Annotated in this window: 6 protein-coding genes; 5 read left to right on the top strand and 1 reads right to left on the bottom strand. The window is 45.0% G+C overall.

Translation table 11 applies throughout. The features are described from left to right. Positions 1-85: 85 nt before the first annotated feature. The gene (locus B5F78_RS09800; RefSeq protein ID WP_087406598.1) at positions 86-340 is read right to left on the bottom strand and encodes a hypothetical protein; all 255 of its coding nucleotides are present in this window, start codon (positions 338-340) and stop codon (positions 86-88) included. A gap of 533 nt (positions 341-873) precedes the next feature. Here B5F78_RS09800 and B5F78_RS09795 point away from each other — a divergent pair. From B5F78_RS09795 to araA, 5 genes are read left to right on the top strand one after another with little or no spacing between them, the layout of a single operon-like run. Next, on the top strand, positions 874-2,619 hold the full coding sequence (locus tag B5F78_RS09795; protein WP_087406597.1) for a sodium:solute symporter: 1,746 nt from the start codon (positions 874-876) through the stop codon (positions 2,617-2,619). A gap of 40 nt (positions 2,620-2,659) precedes the next feature. Beyond that, positions 2,660-3,814, top strand: coding sequence for an aldose epimerase family protein (locus B5F78_RS09790; RefSeq protein WP_022041236.1), 1,155 nt, complete (start codon positions 2,660-2,662; stop codon positions 3,812-3,814). A gap of 4 nt (positions 3,815-3,818) precedes the next feature. Then, on the top strand, positions 3,819-4,505 hold the full coding sequence (locus tag B5F78_RS09785) for an NUDIX hydrolase (protein WP_225226302.1): 687 nt from the start codon (positions 3,819-3,821) through the stop codon (positions 4,503-4,505). Between the two features lie 5 nt (positions 4,506-4,510). Beyond that, complete coding sequence (locus tag B5F78_RS09780; RefSeq protein WP_022041238.1) at positions 4,511-5,200, top strand: L-ribulose-5-phosphate 4-epimerase; 690 nt, start codon at positions 4,511-4,513, stop codon at positions 5,198-5,200. Between the two features lie 29 nt (positions 5,201-5,229). After that, entirely contained in the window at positions 5,230-6,756 is a 1,527-nt protein-coding gene (araA, locus tag B5F78_RS09775) for an L-arabinose isomerase (RefSeq protein WP_022041239.1), read from the top strand. Positions 6,757-6,788 lie beyond the last annotated feature (32 nt).

Below are 6,788 nucleotides of genomic sequence, written 5' to 3'. Positions count from 1 at the left end.
CGTACCTTTGCTCACGGGTTAAGTGCTTATACTTCATAGACAATACAAAAGTAATTAATCCGTGGGAGACAGAGGTCTCCCTTTTTTATTTTGTATTGCCGGATGACCCGAAGCCCGGCTTCCACCGCCTTCCTCCGCCCTTTCCGCTACGCTCCAAGGACGGAGGAAGGCGGTGGAGGAGTTGCACTTCTAACTTGACGGTGGGGTGCTGATTTGGAATGAGTTTTTGAGGTATTTCCGCTTCTGTAACGAGGAGGATAGCGCGGACTATTTTTGCAGGATGCAGCCGGTTGCGGAAACCCGCGGATATAGGTGCGCCGGCAAACGCATATAGGTCCATCCGCTGTAAGATTATTAATCTTCAGGCTGCAAGATTATTAATCTTACAAGCGGAAGATTATTAATCTTACACCAGACGAAGTTATCTGCACTGGGGGAAGAAGATAATAACAACAACTAAATATGAGTCAAAAGCAGAGGTAAAAACCGGAATATCGCAATTGCAAGCCTACGAGGATAAGAAATGCAGTCCGGTCTTTTTGAGGCAGCACCTGTCATGTCTGAATGCCTTTATCGGTGGAATCATATATGTGCAAAATTACTTCCGCCAACGGGTGTTGGATATATAATAAGGTGTACAGAATAGGTATCGGTTGCCGGGAAGTGGACAATAGAACAGGTTTTGGCAGAAATTTGTCCAAATATGTTGTGTAACACACAAATTTATGAACATAACTCGTAAGGAATTTGTAATATTGCAGTCGAATTAGTGTAAATGATACACTTTACTGATAATGGCCGGTTCTTGTAACTTGCGTGACCTTTTGGACATCTAATTAACATGAAACATAAATTAAAAAAACAAACGTGATTATGAATTGGAATTCAAGTGAATTTGTTTGGCTCGACTGGGCGGTTCTCGTCATCGGGGTCATTCTGATTGCGTGGGCGGTGTACCGTGCAATCCAAAAAGACAAAAAGCAACAACAAGGGGCTAACAGTGAAGATTACCTCTTCGGAAAAGGAGAGCCGTGGTACATTATCGGTGCGGCTATCTTTGCCGCCAATATCGGGTCGGAACACCTGGTCGGACTGGCAGGTACAGGAGCCAAGGACGGCGTTGGTATGGCACACTGGGAGATGCAGGGCTGGATGATTCTTATCCTCGGATGGCTGTTCGTCCCCTTCTATCAATTATTGAACAATAAGTTGGGCAAGATTATTACGATGCCTGACTTCCTGAAGTTCCGTTATACGAAGCGTACCGGTTCGTGGCTTTCCATCATTACTTTGATTGCATACGTGCTGACAAAAGTTTCTGTAACCGCATTCACCGGAGGTATTTTCTTCGAATACTTATTGAATATCCCGTTCTGGTACGGTGCTATCGGGCTGATTGCTATTACAGCGGTATTTACTGTTTTCGGTGGAATGAAAGGTGTGATGACCTTGTCGGCTATCCAGACTCCTATCCTCATCATTGGTTCTTTCCTTGTCTTGTTTTTAGGACTGCATCTGTTGGGAGATGGAAGCATTGCCGAAGGCTGGTCGCAGATGATGGTTGTATGTAATGCTGCCCACGACGGCTTTGGTACTACGCACATGTTCCATACTGATCCGGCAGATCCGATGTATCCCAAATTCCCGGGTTATGTAGTGTTCCTCGGTGCGTCTATCATTGGTTTCTGGTATTGGTGTACCGACCAGCACATTGTACAACGTGTGTTGGGGCAGACTAAGGGCGAAGACAATTCAGTAGTAATGGCACGTGCCCGTCGCGGTACGATTGCAGCCGGTTATTTCAAGTTGTTGCCTATCTTCATGTTCTTGATTCCGGGTATGGTGGCATACGCACTCTCGATGAAGGCGGGAAGCGGTATTGAGATGGATATCACTAACACACATGATACTGACGGCGCATTTGCCATGATGGTGAAAAATATCTTGCCGGCAGGGGTCAAAGGTATTGTGACCATTGGTTTTGTATGTGCCCTCGTTGCATCGTTGGCAGCATTCTTCAATAGCTGTGCTACGTTGTTTACCGAAGACTTTTATAAGCCGATGAAGAAAGGCATGAGCGAGAGCCATTATGTGTTTGTAGGCCGTCTTGCAACGGTAGTTGTTGTGCTTCTGGGATTGGCTTGGATGCCGATTATGATGAACATGGGTAACCTGTACTCTTACTTGCAAGACATTCAGTCACTGATTGCTCCGGCAATGGTGGCGGTGTTCTCGCTGGGTATCTTCTCAAAGAAGATTACTCCCAAAGCCGGCGAATGGGGACTTATCGGTGGCTTTTTGATTGGTATGGTGCGCTTGTTCACCAATGTAGTTACCGAATCGGGCACCAAGGTGATGGAAGGAGCTTTCTGGGAATACACGTCTTGGTTCTGGCAGACCAACTGGCTGGTGTTTGAAGTATGGTTGCTTGTATTCATTATCATTCTGATGGTTGTTGTGTCTTGTTTTACACCCGCTCCGTCCAAAGAACAGGTGGAAGCGATTACCTTCACCAAAGATTACAAGAAGGCTATCCGTGAGAGCTGGAATAAATGGGATGTCATCGCCACATTGGGTGTTGTTGCCTGCTGTGCAGCTTTCTACTGGTATTTTTGGTAAAGAGTAGATGAATGATGTTTTAAATAAAAAATAATAAGCGATGAAAAACATTCGGAATTCATTTTTAGGAATGAGTGCGGCACTTGCCTTGATGGCATCTTGCACTACGCAGGAACAGAAACCTGCATTGACCCTTTCGGGATTGGATCCTGCCAATTTTGAAACGACTGTAGACGGGACAAAAGCGGTTAAACTTTATACGTTGACAAATCATAACGGAATGGAAGTCTGCATTACAAACTTTGGTGGACGTATTGTCTCGCTGATGGTGCCGGACAAAAATGGCACGATGACAGATGTGGTGCTGGGCTTCGACAGCATTGCCGATTACCAGAATATCCCGAGTGATTTCGGAGCAGCCATCGGGCGTTATGCTAATCGTATTAATAAGGGGCAGATGAAAGTGGACGGCACTTTGATTCAATTGCCGACAAACAATTTCGGACATTGTCTGCACGGTGGACCTACCGGTTGGCAATATCAGGTGTATGAAGCTAATCAGACCAACGACAGTACTTTGGTCTTGACGATGAACTCGGCAGATGGCGATAATAATTTCCCGGGTAATGTGACTGCACATGTGACTTACGCATTGACAGCCAATAATGCCATCGATATCAAGTATGATGCTACTACCGACAAGACCACGGTAATCAATATGACCAACCATTCATACTTTAACCTGAATGGCGACCCCTCCAAGCCTGGAACCGACCAGATTCTGTATGTTGCGGCAGACAGCATTACTCCTGTCGACAGCACGTATATGACCAATGGCGAGATGATGGCTGTAAAGGATACTCCATTCGATTTCAATACGCCGAAGCCTATCGCTCCGTCTGTAACCGATTTTGAAAACGAACAAGTGAAGTTCGGTAATGGATTCGACCATAACTGGGTACTGAAGACTAAAGGCGATATCAGCCAGGTAGCAGCCAAGCTGACCAGCCCGACTTCGGGTATCAGTCTGACCGTATACACCGACGAGCCTGGTATCCAGGTTTACACAGGAAATTTCTTGGATGGAACCGTGAAAGGTAAGAAAGGCATTGCTTATCCGCAACGGGCTTCTGTATGTTTGGAGACTCAACATTATCCGGATAGTCCTAATAAGCCGCAATGGCCTTCGGTTATCCTGGAACCGGGTGAAACTTATCAGAGCCATTGTATATTCCAGTTCGGTATAGAAAAATGATTTTATGAACGATGTGTCTACATATTACAAGAATAATCCGAAATTTTTCGTCGGTATTGATTGCATCATATTCGGTTTTGAGAAAGAACAATTGAGCTTGTTGTTGCTTCAGCGTAATTTTGAGCCGGCAAAGGGTCAGTGGTCTTTAATGGGCGGTTTTGTCCAGGAAAATGAAAGCGCGGATGATGCGGCAAAGCGTGTGCTGTACGAACTGACCGGATTGAAGGATGTTTATATGGAACACATCGGAGCTTTTGGCAAGATAAACAGAGACCCGGGTGAACGGGTTATCTCGCTTGCTTATTATGCACTCATCAATACGAATAAATACGACCGGGAGCTGGTGCAACGGCATAATGCGTATTGGGTAAATATTGATGAGATACCTGATTTGATTTTCGACCATAACCAAATGGTAGAAAAAGCCCGGACGGCCATGAAGGAAAAGGCTTCTACCGCTCCCATTGGTTTCAATTTGCTTCCAGAGCTTTTTACACTTACGCAATTGCAAAGCTTGTATGAAGCTATTTATGGCGAACCAATGGATAAACGCAATTTCCGGAAGCGAATTGCGGATATGGGTTATATCGAGAAAACAGATAAAATAGATAAAACAGGTTCTAAAAGAGGGGCTTATCTGTACAAGTTCAATGATAAGGCTTATCAGCGGGACCCGAAATTCAAACTATAAGACTTATGTTAGAAGATTTGAAAGAAAAAGTGTTTCAGGCAAACCTTGATTTGGTGAAACATGGATTGGTGATTTTTACATGGGGTAATGTATCTGCTATCGACCGCGAAAAAGGGCTGGTAGTGATTAAGCCCAGTGGCGTAGCTTACGATGTAATGAAAGCATCGGATATGGTGGTGGTAGATTTGGATGGCAATGTAGTGGAAGGTGATTTACGTCCTTCCAGCGATACGCCGACTCATCTGGTTCTTTATAAGGCATTCAAGGAAATAGGTGGGGTGGTGCATACGCATTCTACGTATGCTACTGCATGGGCACAGGCCGGATGCGACATTCCGAATATAGGGACTACACATGCCGATTATTTTCACGAAGCCATCCCTTGCACGGCGGATATGACCGAAGAAGAGGTGAAAGGCGATTATGAATTGGAAACCGGAAACGTGATTGTAAAACGTTTCGAAGGAATGAATCCGGTTCATACTCCGGGTGTATTAGTGAAAAATCACGGACCTTTTGCGTGGGGTAAGGATGCTCACGATGCAGTTCATAATGCTGTAGTGATGGAGCAGGTGGCAAAAATGGCAAGCATTGCATATGCCGTCAATCCGCATCTGACGATGAACCCCCTGCTGGTAGAGAAACATTTCAGCCGCAAGCATGGTCCGAATGCTTACTACGGACAGAAGAAATAACATACTAACTTTTTAAAATACATAGAACTATGAGCACATTTGATCAATTTGAAGTATGGTTCGTAACAGGAGCTCAGCTTCTGTACGGAGGCGATGCTGTTATCGCAGTAGACGCACACAGTAATGAAATGGTAGCTGGATTGAATAACAGTGGAAATCTTCCGGTTAAAGTAGTATATAAAGGTACGGCTAACTCTTCAAAAGAAGTGGAAGCAGTAATGAAAGCAGCCAATAACGATGAGAAGTGTATCGGTGTTATCACGTGGATGCATACATTCTCGCCTGCAAAGATGTGGATACATGGCTTGCAACAATTGAAGAAACCGTTGCTTCACCTGCATACTCAGTTTAATGAAGAAATTCCTTGGGATACCATGGATATGGACTTTATGAATCTGAACCAGTCGGCACACGGTGACCGCGAGTTCGGACATATTTGCAGCCGTATGCGTATCCGTCGTAAAGTAGTAGTTGGTTATTGGAAAGATGCGGAAACCCAACGTAAGATTTCCGTTTGGATGCGTGTATGTGCAGCTTGGGCAGATGCACAGGACATGTTGATTATTCGTTTTGGCGACCAGATGAATAATGTAGCCGTAACGGATGGCGACAAGGTAGAAGCTGAAGTTCGGATGGGATACCATGTAGACTATTGTCCGGTAAGTGAACTGATGGAATATCACAGCCAGGTGAAAGACGAGGATGTAAAAGCATTGGTGGATGAGTATTTCCAGCTGTATGACCATGATAAAGAACTGGAAGATCAACGAACCGAAGCCTATGGAAAGGTATGGAATTCGGCTAAAGCGGAACTTGCCTTGCGTGCTATTTTGAAGGCAAAAGGTGCGAAAGGCTTCACTACTAACTTTGATGATTTGGGTCAGACAGACGGAAGTCATTTCGACCAGATTCCGGGACTTGCATCTCAGCGTCTGATGGCAGAAGGTTATGGCTTCGGTGCTGAAGGTGACTGGAAATCAGCAGCCTTGTACCGTACGGTATGGGTGATGAATCAAGGTCTGCCCAACGGATGTTCGTTCTTGGAAGACTATACGTTGAACTTCAATGGTGAAAGAAGTGCTATCCTGCAGGCACACATGTTGGAAGTTTGTCCGTTGATTGCAGCTCAAAAGCCACGTCTGGAAGTACATTTCCTGGGTATCGGTGTCCGTAAGAGCCAGACTGCCCGTTTGGTATTCACTTCAAAGACGGGTACTGGATGTACAGCAACAGTGGTGGATATGGGTAATCGTTTCCGTTTGATTGTAAACGATGTAGAATGTATTGAACCGAAACCGCTGCCTAAATTGCCGGTAGCTTCTGCATTGTGGATTCCGCAGCCTAATTTTGAAGTAGGTGCAGGTGCATGGATTTTGGCTGGTGGAACTCACCACTCTTGCTTCTCGTACGATTTGACTGCAGAATATTGGGAAGATTATGCTGAAATCGCAGGCATCGAAATGGTACATATCAACAAAGATACCACCATTAGCGACTTCAAGAAAGAACTCCGTATGAACGAAGTTTATTATATGCTGAATAAAGCTCTTTGCTAATAGTTGATCGGAACACAGAGACACGGAGCACT

The organism is Bacteroides sp. An279 (genome assembly GCF_002159615.1).
Lineage (GTDB): Bacteria > Bacteroidota > Bacteroidia > Bacteroidales > Bacteroidaceae > Phocaeicola > Phocaeicola intestinalis.
The sequence above is the reverse complement of the archived record's forward strand: the minus strand, read 5'-3'. Positions and strand labels throughout refer to the sequence as shown.